The 13,478-nt window shown below is 70.9% G+C and carries 14 protein-coding genes; all 14 read right to left on the bottom strand.

Annotated elements, in window-relative coordinates; translation table 11 throughout:
• Positions 1-57: 57 nt before the first annotated feature.
• A complete protein-coding gene (locus AC4BEG_RS05235) occupies positions 58-528 on the bottom strand; it encodes an adenine phosphoribosyltransferase (protein WP_490706983.1) in 471 nt (156 codons plus the stop codon).
• 134 nt (positions 529-662) lie between these two features.
• Positions 663-1,790 carry a protein translocase subunit SecF gene (gene secF / locus AC4BEG_RS05240; RefSeq protein WP_490704739.1) on the bottom strand — a complete coding sequence of 376 codons (1,128 nt, stop codon included), beginning with the start codon at positions 1,788-1,790 and terminating at the stop codon, positions 663-665.
• Position 1,791: 1 nt separating this feature from the next.
• A complete protein-coding gene (gene secD, locus AC4BEG_RS05245; RefSeq protein ID WP_490704740.1) occupies positions 1,792-3,546 on the bottom strand; it encodes a protein translocase subunit SecD in 1,755 nt (584 codons plus the stop codon).
• A gap of 146 nt (positions 3,547-3,692) precedes the next feature.
• The gene (yajC, locus tag AC4BEG_RS05250; protein ID WP_490704741.1) at positions 3,693-4,181 is read right to left on the bottom strand and encodes a preprotein translocase subunit YajC; all 489 of its coding nucleotides are present in this window, start codon (positions 4,179-4,181) and stop codon (positions 3,693-3,695) included.
• 204 nt (positions 4,182-4,385) lie between these two features.
• Positions 4,386-5,474 carry a Holliday junction branch migration DNA helicase RuvB gene (ruvB, locus tag AC4BEG_RS05255; RefSeq protein ID WP_490704742.1) on the bottom strand — a complete coding sequence of 363 codons (1,089 nt, stop codon included), beginning with the start codon at positions 5,472-5,474 and terminating at the stop codon, positions 4,386-4,388.
• A gap of 67 nt (positions 5,475-5,541) precedes the next feature.
• Positions 5,542-6,153, bottom strand: a complete 612-nt coding sequence (gene ruvA, locus AC4BEG_RS05260) for a Holliday junction branch migration protein RuvA (RefSeq protein WP_490704743.1) — start codon at positions 6,151-6,153, stop codon at positions 5,542-5,544.
• The gene (gene ruvC / locus AC4BEG_RS05265) at positions 6,150-6,683 is read right to left on the bottom strand and encodes a crossover junction endodeoxyribonuclease RuvC (protein WP_490704744.1); all 534 of its coding nucleotides are present in this window, start codon (positions 6,681-6,683) and stop codon (positions 6,150-6,152) included. The genes ruvA and ruvC overlap by 4 nt, the downstream gene beginning before the upstream one ends.
• A 128-nt stretch (positions 6,684-6,811) precedes the next feature.
• Positions 6,812-7,564, bottom strand: coding sequence for a YebC/PmpR family DNA-binding transcriptional regulator (locus tag AC4BEG_RS05270; RefSeq protein ID WP_490704745.1), 753 nt, complete (start codon positions 7,562-7,564; stop codon positions 6,812-6,814).
• Positions 7,565-7,621: 57 nt separating this feature from the next.
• Positions 7,622-8,206, bottom strand: coding sequence for a pyridoxal 5'-phosphate synthase glutaminase subunit PdxT (pdxT, locus tag AC4BEG_RS05275; protein WP_490706984.1), 585 nt, complete (start codon positions 8,204-8,206; stop codon positions 7,622-7,624).
• Between the two features lie 170 nt (positions 8,207-8,376).
• Positions 8,377-9,225: a pyridoxal 5'-phosphate synthase lyase subunit PdxS gene (pdxS, locus tag AC4BEG_RS05280; RefSeq protein WP_490706985.1), complete on the bottom strand. Its 849-nt coding sequence runs from the start codon at positions 9,223-9,225 to the stop codon at positions 8,377-8,379.
• A gap of 322 nt (positions 9,226-9,547) precedes the next feature.
• Positions 9,548-10,090 carry a hypothetical protein gene (locus AC4BEG_RS05285; protein WP_490704746.1) on the bottom strand — a complete coding sequence of 181 codons (543 nt, stop codon included), beginning with the start codon at positions 10,088-10,090 and terminating at the stop codon, positions 9,548-9,550.
• Positions 10,091-10,502: 412 nt separating this feature from the next.
• Entirely contained in the window at positions 10,503-11,663 is a 1,161-nt protein-coding gene (locus tag AC4BEG_RS05290; RefSeq protein WP_490704747.1) for a glycosyltransferase family 4 protein, read from the bottom strand.
• Positions 11,660-12,616, bottom strand: a complete 957-nt coding sequence (locus AC4BEG_RS05295) for a phosphatidylinositol mannoside acyltransferase (RefSeq protein WP_490704748.1) — start codon at positions 12,614-12,616, stop codon at positions 11,660-11,662. The genes AC4BEG_RS05290 and AC4BEG_RS05295 overlap by 4 nt, the downstream gene beginning before the upstream one ends.
• On the bottom strand, positions 12,613-13,281 hold the full coding sequence (pgsA, locus tag AC4BEG_RS05300; protein WP_490704749.1) for a phosphatidylinositol phosphate synthase: 669 nt from the start codon (positions 13,279-13,281) through the stop codon (positions 12,613-12,615). The genes AC4BEG_RS05295 and pgsA overlap by 4 nt, the downstream gene beginning before the upstream one ends.
• Positions 13,282-13,478: the final 197 nt, after the last annotated feature.

Here is a 13,478-nt window from a genome sequence, read left to right on the forward strand (position 1 = left end):
GGACCCGGAATGATCGCAGGTCCCCGCCCTCCGGCGGCGGTATCGGGCCGATACCGCTCAGATGGTGATGAGAGCCTCCAGCGGGGCGCTGTCGAGCGAGCCCAGCAGTCGGCCGCGGCCTTGGAGGAAGCCGAGCTCCAGCAGGACGGCGACCCCAGCGACCTGGGCGCCGGCCCGTCGGATCAGCTGGAGGGACGCCTCGGCGGTGCCACCGGTGGCCAGCACGTCGTCGATGACCAGGACCCGGTCGCCCGGGGCGAGGGCGTCGGCGTGTATCTCGATCTCCGCGGTGCCGTACTCCAGCTCGTACGACTGGCCCAGGGTCGCCCCGGGGAGCTTCCCGGCCTTGCGCACGGGGACGAAGCCGACTCCGGCGCGGACGGCGGCCGGGGCGCCGAGGATGAAGCCCCGCGCCTCCAGGCCCACGACCTTGTCCGCCCGGTGCCGGGTGGCCAGCGTGGCCAGTGCGTCGGTCAGCGCGGTGAACGCGGCGGGGTCCGCCAGCAGCGGGGTGATGTCCTTGAACATCACTCCCGGCTTCGGATAGTCCGGCACGTCCTGGATCCGGCTGAGCAGCAGTCCGCGCAGCTCCTCGGCGGCATGGCCGCCGAATCCGTCCGCGCCGCCCGGCTCACCGGTCGCGGCGCTCGTCGTCCCGGCGCTCATCGGCGCTTGCCCGACGGTCGGCCGCGGCCCCGGTTGCGCGAGGCGGGCTGACGACGCTGGCCGACGACACCGGCGGAAGCCGCCGCGGCGTCCTCGAGGTCCGGACCGTCATCGCCCTCTTCTGCCGACCGGTCGCCGGCGGCGTCGGCCTTGGCGGCCGCGGCGCGCTTGGCGCGCACCCGCTTGGCCAGGGCCTTCATCCGCGGGTCGCGCTCCTTCAGATCGGCGACGAGCGGAGTGGCGATGAAGATCGAGGAGTAGGCACCGGCGGCCAGGCCGACGAACAGCGACAGCGAGATGTCGTTGAGCATGCCCGCGCCGAGCAGACCGCCACCGATGAACAGCAGCGCACCGACCGGCAGCAGCGCCACGACCGTGGTGTTGATGGACCGCACCAGGGTTGAGTTGAGGCTGCGGTTGGCGACCTCGCTGTAGGTGAAGCGGTTCTGTTTGGTGAGGTCCTTCGACGCTTCCTTGAGGCCGTCGAAGACCACGACGGTGTCGTAGAGCGAATAACCGAGGATCGTGAGCAGACCGATCACGGTACCGGGGGTGACTTCGAAGCCGACCAGCGCGTAGACCCCGACGGTGATGGTGATGTCGTGGATCAGCGCGATCAGGGCGGCGATGGCCATCCGCCATTCGAAGGCGATGGCGAGATAGATCACCACCAGCACCATGAAGATCGCCAGACCCTGCCATGCCTTGCTGGCGATCTGCTCGCCCCAGCTCGGGCCGACCAGCTGGGTGTCGATCTTGCTGGTCGAGACGTCGAGCTTCTTGGACAGCGCCTCCTGGACCGGCAGCGCCTCCTTGGTGCCCAGCTCGCTGATCTGGATCCGCAGGCCCCCGCGGCCGAGCTCCTGGACGACCACGGTGTGGTCATTGGCCGCCTGCTCGGCGGTGTGCCGGATCTCGGAGGTCGAGACGCTGGTGTTGGGCGTGGTGAAGACGGCGCCGCCGGAGAACTCGATGCCCATGTTGAGGCCGCGCACCGCCAGGCCGACGATGGCCGTGATGGTGATCAGTATCGAGACGGCGTACCAGATCTTGCGCTTGCCGACGAAGTCGTAACCGACGTCGCCTCGGTAGAGCCTGGCGCCGAGAGTGCCGAGTCGCGACATCTCACGCCTCCTTCGTGTCGGCGGGGGCGGCGGAACGGCGCCGGCGCAGGGGCGGTTTGGCTCCCAGGCGCTCGGGGTCCAGACCGGACCACGGGTGGCCGTTACCGAAGAACGGGCGGCGAGCGAGGATCGACATCAGCGGCTTGGTGAACAGGAACACCACCGCGACATCGAGCAGCGTGGTCAGACCCAGGGTGAAGGCGAAGCCCTGCACCTTGCCGACGGTGACGATGTAGAGCACCGCGGCGGCCAGGAACGACACGAAGTCGGAGACCAGGATGGTGCGCCGGGCCCGCGGCCAGCCGCGCTCGACGGCGGGACGCAGCGAGCGGCCTTCCCGGATCTCGTCACGGATGCGTTCGAAGTAGACGATGAACGAGTCCGCGGTGATACCGATGGCCACGATCGCGCCGCAGACGGCCGGGAGGTTCAGCGCGAAGCCGATACCGGGGCCGAGCAGCACCATGATCGTGTACGTGAGGATCGCGGAGACCCCGAGGCTGGCCATGGCCACCAGGGCCAGACCGCGGTAGTAGATGACCAGGTAGAGCACGACCAGGGCCATACCGATGGCACCGGCGATCAGGCCCGCCTGGAGCTGCTCACCGCCGAGGGCGGCGGAGACGGTGGTCTCGTCCGCGATGTCGAAGGACAGCGGCAGCGCACCGTAGGACAGGACGTTGGCCAGGTCCTCGGAGCTCTGCTGGGTGAAGCCGCCGGAGATGGTGGCGCGGCCACCGGTGATCGACTGGCTGACCGAGGGGGCGGAGACGACCTCGCCGTCGAGGGTGATCGCGAAGCGGTTCTGCGGGTCCTGCTTGGCCGCCAGCTCGCCGGTCACATCGGCGAACTTCTTGGCGCCCTTGTTGTTGAAGTCGAGCTGCACGATCCAGCCCGAGGCGTTCTGGCTCTCGAAGACGGACGAGGCGTCGTCGACATCGGTGCCCTCGACCTTGGAGGGGCCCAGCACGTACTTGGCGTCGCCCTTCTGGCCACAGGCGATGATGGAGTCGCTGGGCTTGGCGTTGGCCGCCTTCTCGGCCGCCGCGGCACGGCCCTTCTTGGTGGTGCAGTCCAGCGCGGCGAATTCCTTGGCCAGGTTGTTCTGGTTGTCCGGGGCCGAGGGCTTCTTGGTCTCGCCACCCTTGGGGGACTTCGACGGGTCGGCCGTCGGCGTCTTGTCCGCCTTCAGCGCGCCCGGGACGGCACGGCCCTGGGTGCTGGCGCTCGAGGACGGAGTGGTCGAGGGCTTACCGCTCTCCTCGCCCTTCTTGTCGCCCTGCTTGCCCTTGTCACCCTTGCCGCTGGCGGTGGGGGTCGGGGTGGGCTCGGGGGTCTTCCCGCCGGAGGCGGTGGAGGCGGTCACCGGCCGGAAGTAGAGCTGGGCGGTGGTGCCGACCTGCTGCCGGGCCTGCTTCGCGTTCATCCCCTTGGGGATGTTCACGATGATGTGCTTGTCGCCCTGCGTCTGGACCTCGGACTCGGTCACGCCCAGACCGTTGACACGCCGCTCGATGATGCTGACGGCGGTGTTCATGTTGTCCGTGTTGATCGCGTTGGGCTTGCCCGGCTGGTTCTTGGCCTCCAGCGTGAAGCTGGTGCCGCCCGCGAGGTCGATGCCCAGCCGCGGCGTGGTGTGACCGGAGAGGAACATCCCCCCGGTGAGCGCCACGATGGCGATCAGGATCACGGCCAGGGCGCGTCCGGGCCTGCCCTGTGACCCGGGTGACCTGCGGCCCTTCTTCGGTGCTGCCACCTTGTCGTATCTCCCTGTCCAACCGCCCCGCACCCGGGGTGCGCCAAGCGGCCACGAAGTCTTGTGGGGGACGGCCCTTGCGAGGCCCTAACCGTCCGGGAACCGCGGCACGCCGAGCGGTGGGCGCCGCGGTTCCCAGTACGTGTCTACTTCGCGTCGGTGCTGTCGTCCCGCTTGTCGCCGTTGGACGCGTCGGCCGTGTCGGCGTCGTCCTTGCCGAGGTCGATCTTCTTGACGTCGTCCTCGACGGCCTCATCGGCCGGGACGTCGTCGGATCCATCGGCGGGGGCCGCACCGGTCAGGGAGGAGGCGTCGTCGGGAACGACAGGGCTGTGGCCGTCGGTCTCGGGGTCGATGCCGTGGACGATGCGGTTGTACTCCTCATCCGGCAGGACCGCGCCCACGGCGTTCTTCGCGAAGATCGCGTGCACGCCAGGGGCCACCTCGAGGAGGACCGTGTCGTCGTTGATCTCCTTGACCGTGGCGTACATGCCACCGATGGTCCGCACGCCGGTGCCCGGCTGGAGGTCATCGCGCATCTGCGCGGCCTGGCGCTGCTTGTTCTTGGCCGATCGGGTCACCAGGAACATAGCCCCGATGAGCACGATGAACGGCAGGAGAGACACGATATTCACGGGACGGAAATTCCTTCACACGACCGCGGGGAGCGGCCTGGTTTTCGGGGATGGGATACGCCGCACGGTTCCCGGACGGCATACGGACGGCATCGGCGGAGTCTAAGCGAGCCCGCGCCAATGGAACAACGCCCGGCATGGCGTCGGGGTTCCTGACGCCGTCATTATTCGCTCTTCACGCCATGATGCAGGAGAACCGCGCCTTCATGCCTCGAAGAGACCCGTCTGGCCGCCCGCGCCGGTCTGCTGGGGCGGGGTGAGGCCCATATGGGCCCAGGCCGCGGGCGTGCCGACGCGCCCCCGGGGCGTACGGGCCAGCAGCCCCTCCCGCACCAGAAAGGGCTCGGCGACCTCCTCGACCGTCTCGCGCTCCTCCCCCACGGCGACCGCCAGGGTGGACAGCCCGACCGGGCCGCCGCCGAACAGCTTGAGCAGGGCGCTGAGCACCGCGCGGTCCAGCCGGTCCAGCCCGCGTCCGTCCACGTCGTAGACGGCCAGGGCACTGGCGGCGATCTCGCGAGTGATCACACCGTCGGCCTTGACCTGGGCGTAGTCACGCACCCGGCGCAGCAGACGGTTGGCGATCCGGGGGGTGCCGCGGGACCGCCCGGCGATCTCGGCGGCGCCCTCGGGCGCGATGATGACGTCGAGCAGCCCGGCGGAGCGGTGGATGACGCGCTCCAGCTCGGCCGGGGCGTAGAACTCCATATGGCCGGTGAAGCCGAAGCGGTCGCGCAGCGGGGGCGGCAGCAGCCCGGCCCGGGTGGTCGCCCCGACCAGGGTGAACGGCGGAAGCTCCAGGGGGATGGCGGTGGCGCCGGGACCCTTGCCGACGATCACATCGACCCGGAAGTCCTCCATCGCCATGTAGAGCATCTCCTCGGCGGGCCGGGACATGCGGTGGATCTCGTCCAGGAACAGCACCTCGCCCTCGGTGAGCGAGGACAGGATCGCGGCGAGATCGCCCGCGTGCTGGATGGCGGGGCCGGAGGTGATGCGGATCGGGGCGCTCATCTCGGCGGCGATGATCATCGAGAGGGTGGTCTTGCCGAGCCCGGGGGCGCCGGAGAGCAGGACGTGGTCGGCGGTGGCGCCGCGCTGCCGGGCCGCCTTGAGCACCAGGTCCAACTGCTCGCGCACCCGCTCCTGGCCGACGAACTCACCGAGGTCCTTGGGCCGCAGCGCGGCCTCCACCGCCTGGTCATCGCCATCGGCGTCGGCGCCCACCAGCCGTCCGCCCGCTCCGGCGGACAGTTCCTCGGCGGTGTCCGGTGCGGTCTCGTCCCAGTTCACTGCGTTTCGCCTCGCGATGTCGTGTCAAGCGGTGCCACCGGTCGCGCCCCGGCGCGACGACGGCCGGTCACCGTGTGCGGTTCAGGGTCTGGAGGGCGGCCCGCAGCAGCTGGGCCACCTGGGGCGGGCCGGCGAGGGCCTCGGCCTGCGGGGTGACGGCGGCAACCGCCTCGTCCGCCTCACGCGGGGCGTAGCCGAGGCCCACCAGGGCGGTGTGCAGCTGATCGCTCCAGCCCGTGGAGGGGGCGGGGCGGGCGCCGGGCACGGCGGAGCCGACCGGCTCGCCGAGCCGGTCCCTGAGCTCCAGCAGCAGCTTCTGGGCGCCCTTCTTGCCGATGCCGGGGACGGCCGTGAGCGCCTTCTCGTCCCCGGTGGAGACGGCGATCCGCAGCGCGTCCGGGGTGTGGACGGCCAGCATGGCCTGGGCGAGCCGGGGGCCGACCCCGCTGGCGGTCTGGAGCAGCTCGAAGACCTGGCGCTCGTCGTCGTCCGCGAAGCCGTAGAGGGTGAGGGAGTCCTCGCGGACGACCAGGGAGGTGGCGAGCCGGGTCTGCTCGCCGAGCCGCAGCCCGGACAGGGTGCCCGGGGTGCACTGGAGCGCCAGGCCGACGCCGCCGACCTCGACGACGGCGGAGTCCGGGGCGAGGGACGCGACCGGGCCGGAGACGAACGCGATCATGGGAGACGGCCTTTCGTGGTGCGGTGGGCGGCGACGGCCCGCTGGAGGCGGTTGACCGCGGGTGCCCGCCAGATGTGGCAGATGGCGAGCGCCAGGGCGTCGGCGGCGTCGGCCGGCTTGGGGGGTGCGTCGAGCCGCAGCAGGCGGGTGACCATGGCGCCGACCTGGGCCTTGTCCGCCCGTCCCGATCCGGTGATGGCCGCCTTGACCTCGCTGGGGGTGTGCAGCGCGACCGGCAGCCCGCGACGGGCCGCACAGAGCATCGCGACGGCGCTCGCCTGGGCGGTGCCCATGACGGTGCGCACATTGTGCTGGCTGAACACCCGCTCCACGGCGACGAATTCGGGCCGGTGGGCGTCGAGCCACTCCTCGATGCCGCGCTCGATCAGGACGAGGCGATCGGCGATCTCGCTGTCCGCCGGGGTGCGCACGACGCCAACGCCCAGCATCCGCAGGGGACGTCCCGCGACCCCCTCGACCACGCCGATGCCGCACCGGGTCAGCCCCGGGTCCACGCCCAGCACCCGCACGACGCTCCTCCCCTCACCGCCGCTTCGATCAGCTGCTGACGCAGGCTAGCGGCTGCCACCGACAACGCCGACGGGCCGGTGGGGTGTGTCCCCGCCGACCCGCCCAATTCGCGTGTACTGATGGGCCCTCAGGCGTCCACGTTGGCCATGACCTCATCGGAGACATCGAAGTTGGCGAAGACGTTCTGCACGTCGTCGCTGTCCTCGAGCGCGTCGATCAGCTTGAAGATCTTGCGCGCGCCGTCCTCTTCGAGCTGCACCTGCATGGTGGGCACGAAGTTGGCCTCGGCCGAGTCGTAGTCGATGTCCTGCTCCTGGAGCGCGCTGCGGACCGCGACCAGGTCGGTGGCCTCGCTGATGACCTCGAAGGACTCACCGAGGTCGTTGACCTCCTCGGCGCCCGCGTCCAAGACCGCGCCGAGCACGTCGTCCTCGCTCAGCTCACCCTTGGGGACGATCACCACGCCCTTGCGGTTGAACAGGTAGGAGACCGAACCCGGGTCGGCCATCGAGCCGCCGTTGCGGGTCATCGCGACGCGTACGTCGGAGGCGGCGCGGTTGCGGTTGTCGGTGAGGCACTCGATGAGCACCGCGACACCGTTCGGACCGTAGCCCTCGTACATGATCGTCTCGTAGTCGGCGCCGCCCGCTTCCAGGCCGGCACCGCGCTTGACGGCGCTGTCGATGTTCTTGTTCGGAACGGAACTCTTCTTGGCCTTCTGGATGGCGTCGAAGAGCGTCGGGTTTCCGTCCGGGTCAGCACCGCCGGTCCGGGCCGCAACCTCGATGTTCTTGATCAGCTTCGCGAAGAGCTTGCCGCGCTTGGCATCGATCACGGCCTTCTTGTGCTTCGTCGTAGCCCATTTAGAGTGGCCGGACATCCGCCTGTCTCCTTCGCGTAACCCAGTGCTGTACGAACGCCTGCGATCCTACCGGGCTCAGCCCCGCGCGGACTGCCGCACCATCTCCACGAAGAGCGCGTGGACGCGGTGGTCGCCGGTCAGCTCGGGGTGGAAGGACGTCGCCAGCACGTGGCCCTGGCGGACCGCGACGGTGTGGCCGTCGAACGTCGCCAGCACCTCGGCGGCGGCGCCCACGGACTCCACCCACGGCGCGCGGATGAAGATACCCTCGACCGGGCCGCCGTCGATGCCCTTGACCTCGATCCCGGCCTCGAAGGACTCGTTCTGACGGCCGAAGGCGTTACGGCGGACGATCATGTCGATACCGCCGATGGTCTCCTGGTCGTCACGGCCGTCGAGGATCTTGTCCGCGACCATGATCATGCCCGCGCAGGTGCCGTACACCGGCATGCCCGCGCGCACCCGCTCGCGCAGCGGCTCCAGCAGCCCGAAGATCACCGTCAGCTTGGACATGGTGGTCGACTCGCCACCGGGGATCACCAGTCCGGCGACCTCGGCGAGCTCCTCGGGACGGCGGACGGGCCGGGCCGGAGCCCCGGCCGCGGCGAGCGCGGCGAGATGTTCACGGACGTCGCCCTGGAGGGCGAGCACGCCGATCACGGGGGCGTCATCGGCCGTGGACGGCGCCGACGGCGCGGACGCGGGAGTCGGGGACGCGGGAGTCGAGGAAGACACGGAGCGAAGACCTCTCGGGACGTCAGGGGCACCACGCGTCCGCCGGGACGCGTGGTGCCGGGTGGTGCCGGTGCGGTGGTCGATGACCAGCCGGGTTACCAGCCGCGCTGGGCGTAACGCTCGCTCTCGGGGAGGGTGTCGCAGTTGATGCCGACCATGGCCTCACCGAGGTCGCGGGACACATCCGCGATGACCTTCGGGTCGTCGTAGAAGGTGGTGGCCTTCACGATCGCGGCGGCGCGCTTGGCCGGGTCGCCGGACTTGAAGATGCCGGAGCCGACGAACACGCCCTCCGCGCCGAGCTGGCGCATCAGCGCGGCGTCGGCCGGGGTGGCCACGCCGCCCGCGGAGAACAGCACGACCGGCAGCTTGCCGACCGCGGCGACCTCCTGGACCAGCTCGTACGGGGCGCGCAGCTCCTTGGCCGCCGCGTAGAGCTCGTGGTTGTCCAGTCCGCGCAGCCGGGCGATCTCGCCCTTGATCTGACGCAGGTGGCGCACGGCCTCGACCACGTTGCCGGTGCCGGCCTCGCCCTTGGAGCGGATCATGGCCGCGCCCTCGGCGATCCGGCGCAGGGCCTCGCCCAGGTTGGTGGCACCGCAGACGAACGGCGTGGTGAAGGACCACTTGTCGCTGTGGTTGACCTCGTCGGCCGGGGTGAGGACCTCGGACTCGTCGATGTAGTCGACGCCGAGGGACTGGAGCACCTGGGCCTCGACGAAGTGGCCGATCCGGGACTTGGCCATGACCGGGATGGAGACCGCGTTGATGATCCCGTCGATCATGTCCGGGTCGGACATCCGGGCCACTCCGCCGTCCTTGCGGATATCGGCCGGAACCCGCTCGAGGGCCATGACCGCGACGGCACCGGCGTCCTCGGCGATCTTGGCTTCCTCCGGGGTGACGACGTCCATGATCACGCCACCCTTGAGCTGCTCGGCCATACCGCGCTTGACGCGGGCGGTGCCGGTCGCGGGAGTCTCGGAAGCGGACGTGCTGGCGGGCGTGCTGGACACGGTTTGACCTCACTCGATGATGAAAAGTGCGATGAGCCCATCGTAGGGCCGTTCGACACGCGTTCATGACCCGGCCATTCGGTCCAGGTCGACGGCGCCTGTGCTACAGGGATGACAAAAGCGGCTGGGCACCACGCCCGGCAAGGGCCAATCGGCGGCCGGTGGCTCGAAGGCGGCCACATCCGGAGCCGCGTCCGGAGCCCACGGCATCGGCGGCCCGGGACGACGGTGGCCGGGACGGTGAGCCGGGTCAGTGCCCGGCGCGGGCGGCGAGGGCGGACGGCGGCTCGTCGTCCATCTCGAAGGTCAGCGGGAACGCGGCGTGCCCGGCCAGCCGGAACAAGCGCACCTTGCGGTGGCGGCGCAGCGCCCGGGCCGCGCGTACCGCGTCGTTGTGGAACCGCCGGGCCATCGGCACCCGCCGTACCGCCTCGGTCAGCTCGCCCACCGCCTCCTCGCCACCCGGCGCCTCCCGTACCGCGTCGACCGTCGCGCTCTCCTCGAAGACGGCCCGCAGCGCCTGGCTCAACTCGCTCTCGGCGACCTCCCGGTGCTCCTCCTCGGACTGCCGGGCGGCGTGGGCGGCCTGGTACAGCACCATCGAGGCGGCGGGGTCGAGCACTCCGGCGGTGGCCAGCTCCTGGGCGACCGAGGCGCGGCGCAGCAACTGCGCGTCCAGGGCCGCCCGTGCCGCGTCCAGCCGGCTGTGCAGCCGGTCGAGACGCCCCGCGGTCCAGCTCAGGTAGACGGCGATGACGACGAGCGCGACCGCGATCCAGATCAATGTGCTCACGACGCGCCACGCTACCGTCTGTCCCCCGCGGCCCGACGCCTCAGCCGCCCTGGGGCGCACCCCGGACCCACGACGGTACCGACGCCGGTGGATGCCCGCCGCGCGGGCACAGGCGCGGCCTCAGGCGCACGCCGACTCGAGGACGCAGCGAGATCCCAGCGCCGGCCGCACGCCCTGCTCACGAACGCGCACCCCGGCGCACGCCCGAATACGGCGCGCGCCCGAAGGCTAGCTGTCCTGCCGATCTCCGCGGGCCCGCGACGCCTGGCACCGCGCCTCACCGCGTTGTCGGGATCTTCCGAGTACGCCCAGTACGCGGACGACCCTCCTGCGCTCCTCCCCCAGCTACCGCTGGGAGGTGCCCCCTCACCAGACACCGCGGGCTGATCCACGAAGATCGACGGGACAGGACCTAGTCGCGGGCGAGGCCCAGTCGCGCGCGCAGGCCCGCGCGGTCGTCGGCGCCTACGGAGGCCGCGCCGTCGGTGACCGTCTCGTACACCGCGAGGATGTCCGCGCCGACGGTGGACCAGTCGAAGCGGCGGACATGGCGGCGGCCCCGCTCCCGCAGCTCGGCCACCCGCTCGGGGTTCTCCAGCAGCCGCACGGCGGCCGCGGCGAGCGCGTCGGCGTCCCCGCCAGCGAACAGCTCTCCCGCCGCTCCCCCGTCCAGGACCTGCGCGAACGCGTCCAGATCGCTGGCCAGGACCGCGGCCCCGGCCGACATCGCCTCGACCAGGATGATCCCGAAGCTCTCACCGCCGGTGTTGGGCGCGATGTAGACATCGACGCTGCGCAGCAGCCGCGCCTTGTCCTCGTCGCTGACCATGCCCAGGAACTCCACGCGCTCCCGCATCTCCGCCGGAAGCCCGGCGACCGCCTCCTTCTCGTCGCCGCGCCCGGCGACCAGCAGCCGGGCCCCCGGCCGTGATTCGAAGATCTTCGGCAGTGCGCGCATCAGCACCGGAAGGCCCTTGCGGGGCTCGTCGATCCGGCCGATGAAACCGATCGTGTCCCCCCGCCATTCCTCCTTGGGCTCGGCGTCGGCGAAGAAGTCCACGTCGACACCGTTGGGGATGACCACCGCGTCGCCGCCCAGATGCTCGACCAGCGTGCGCCGGGCGTACTCGCTCACCGCGATCCGCGCGCTGATCTTCTCCAGCGCGGGCTGGAGGATCGGATACGCGGCGATCATGGCGCGGGAGCGGGGGTTGGAGGTGTGGAAGGTGGCGACGATGGGTCCCTGCGCCGCCCAGCAGGCGAGCAGGCCGAGCGAGGGCGAGGTCGGCTCGTGGATGTGGATGACGTCGAAGGCCCCGTCGTGCAGCCAGCGGCGCACCCGCGCGGCGGACAGGAAGCCGAAGTTGAGCCGGGCCACCGAGCCGTTGTACGGCACCGGGACGGCGCGTCCTGCGGAGACGACATAGGGCGGCAGCGGGGTTTCGTCGTCCGCGGGGGCCAGCACCGAGACATGGTGGCCGCGTCGGATCAGGTGATCGGCCAGATCGCGGATGTGGAACTGCACGCCTCCCGGGACGTCCCAGGAGTACGGGCAGACGATGCCGATCCTCACGGTTTCTCCGTTCCGGAGCCGTCGGAGGCCCCCGTCACCGGGCGGGCGGCCGCACCGGCCGCCGGTCGCGGCTCCAGGTCCGCGAGCCACAGGCGCTGGAGCATATGCCAGTCCTCGGGGTGCTCGGCGATCCCCGCCGCGAAGGCGTCGGCGACCTCCTGGGTCATCGCGGCGACCTGTTCGTCGCGGGTACCGGACGCGGGGACCTCGACCGGCGGGTGCACCCTCCCCCGCATGACCGGGGTCGTGTCGTACCAGAGGGTGACCGGCAGCAGCAGGGCGCCCGTCTGGGCCGCCAGCCGGGCGGGCCCGGCCGGCATCTTGGCCCGTTCGCCGAAGAACTCGACCTCCACGCCCGAGGCGGACAGGTCGCGGTCGGCGACCAGGCACACCAGACCACCCGCGCGCAGCCGCCGTGCCAGCGTTCCGAAGGCACTGCCGCCCTGGTGGGGCAGCACCTCCATGCCCAGGCCCTCGCGGTAGGCCACGAAGCGGTCGTACAGCGCCTCCGGCTTCAGCCGCTCGGCGACGGTGGTGAAGGGCACGCCGAGCCGGGTGGTGACCCAGGCCCCGGCGAGGTCGTAGTTGGCCATATGGGGCAGGGCGAGGACCACGCCCCGGCCACTGGCCAGCCCGTCCGTCAGCTGGTGCACGTCCTCGATGTCGAAGCCGGTGCGGATCCGCTCCGGGCTCCAGGCCGGAAGCCGGAAGGACTCCATCCAGTAGCGCATGTAGGAGCGCATCCCGGCACGGGACAGCTCCGCGAGCCGCCGCGCGGAGGCCTCGGGTACGACCCGGGCAAGATTGGCCTCCAGCCGCAGCACGCCCTTACCGCGCCGCTTCCACGCCTGATCGGCTATGCGCTGCCCGAGCCCCGTGGCGACCGGTTCGGGCAACTTCTTGACCGTGCTCCAGCCCAGTCCGTAGAGCGCATCGGTCAGCCGATCCTTCACCGGGCCTCGCCCCCCTGGGGTACCGTCGGCTCCTCCGCGTCCGCCTCGGCGGCCTCGCGGCGCACCGTCACCACCCGCTGCACCAGGGTCACCGCGCTGCCCACGGCGACGATCCACAGCGCGATCGGCAGCAGGATGTCGACATGCGGCACCCCGAACTTGTGCAGTCCGGAGAAGCCGCAGGCGACCAGTGAGATCACCAGTCGTTCGGCACGCTCCACAAGCCCGTTGACGTTCACCGGCAGGCCGATGCTCTCGCCGCGCGCCTTGGTGTACGAGACCACCTGGCCGCTGGCGAGACAGAAGATCGTCACCGCACACAGCACATTGTCGTCGCCCGTCCCGGCGTACCACAACGCCAGGCCACCGAAGATCGCGCCGTCGGCGACCCGGTCGAGGGTGGAGTCCAGGAACGCGCCCCAGCGGCTGGAGCGGCCCAGCTGCCGGGCCATATTGCCGTCGATCAGGTCGGAGAAGACGAAGAGGGTGATGACCACCGTCCCCCAGAAGAACTCCCCCCGGGGGTAGAAGACCAGTGCGCCCGTGATCACACCACCCGTTCCGACGAGGGTCACCGCGTCTGGGCTGACCCCGAGACGGATGAGCAGGGCGGCGAACGGTGTGAGAACACGCGTGAAGAATGCACGCGCGTACTTGTTCAGCATGGCCTTCCCGGTGGGTCGTAATGGGCCGGATGGTCAAACGGCCCCCGGCGGGCCCATCGTAGCCACGCCCTGACGGGGCGCCGCGCACCCGTCGGACGGCTCCCGCACCGGCCTCGGGGTACGCCCGGACGTGTGACGTATGGACGCGCCGTTACCTCGGTGGAAAGCTCGAAGTATCGCGAGGTGTCGACCGGGAG

The sequence above is a fragment of the Streptomyces sp. JLBJ103 genome (genome assembly GCF_058215575.1).

Excerpts from the sequence above, each read along its gene's own strand:
- pgsA (WP_490704749.1), bottom strand. The coding sequence starts at position 13,281 with ATGCTGAACAAGTACGCGCGTGCATTCTTCACGCGTGTTCTCACACCG.
- pdxS (WP_490706985.1), bottom strand. The coding sequence starts at position 9,225 with ATGGCCGAGCAGCTCAAGGGTGGCGTGATCATGGACGTCGTCACCCCG.
- secF (WP_490704739.1), bottom strand. The coding sequence starts at position 1,790 with ATGTCGCGACTCGGCACTCTCGGCGCCAGGCTCTACCGAGGCGACGTC.
- ruvA (WP_490704743.1), bottom strand. The coding sequence starts at position 6,153 with ATGATCGCGTTCGTCTCCGGCCCGGTCGCGTCCCTCGCCCCGGACTCC.
- AC4BEG_RS05235 (WP_490706983.1), bottom strand. The coding sequence starts at position 528 with ATGTTCAAGGACATCACCCCGCTGCTGGCGGACCCCGCCGCGTTCACC.
- AC4BEG_RS05270 (WP_490704745.1), bottom strand. The coding sequence starts at position 7,564 with ATGTCCGGCCACTCTAAATGGGCTACGACGAAGCACAAGAAGGCCGTG.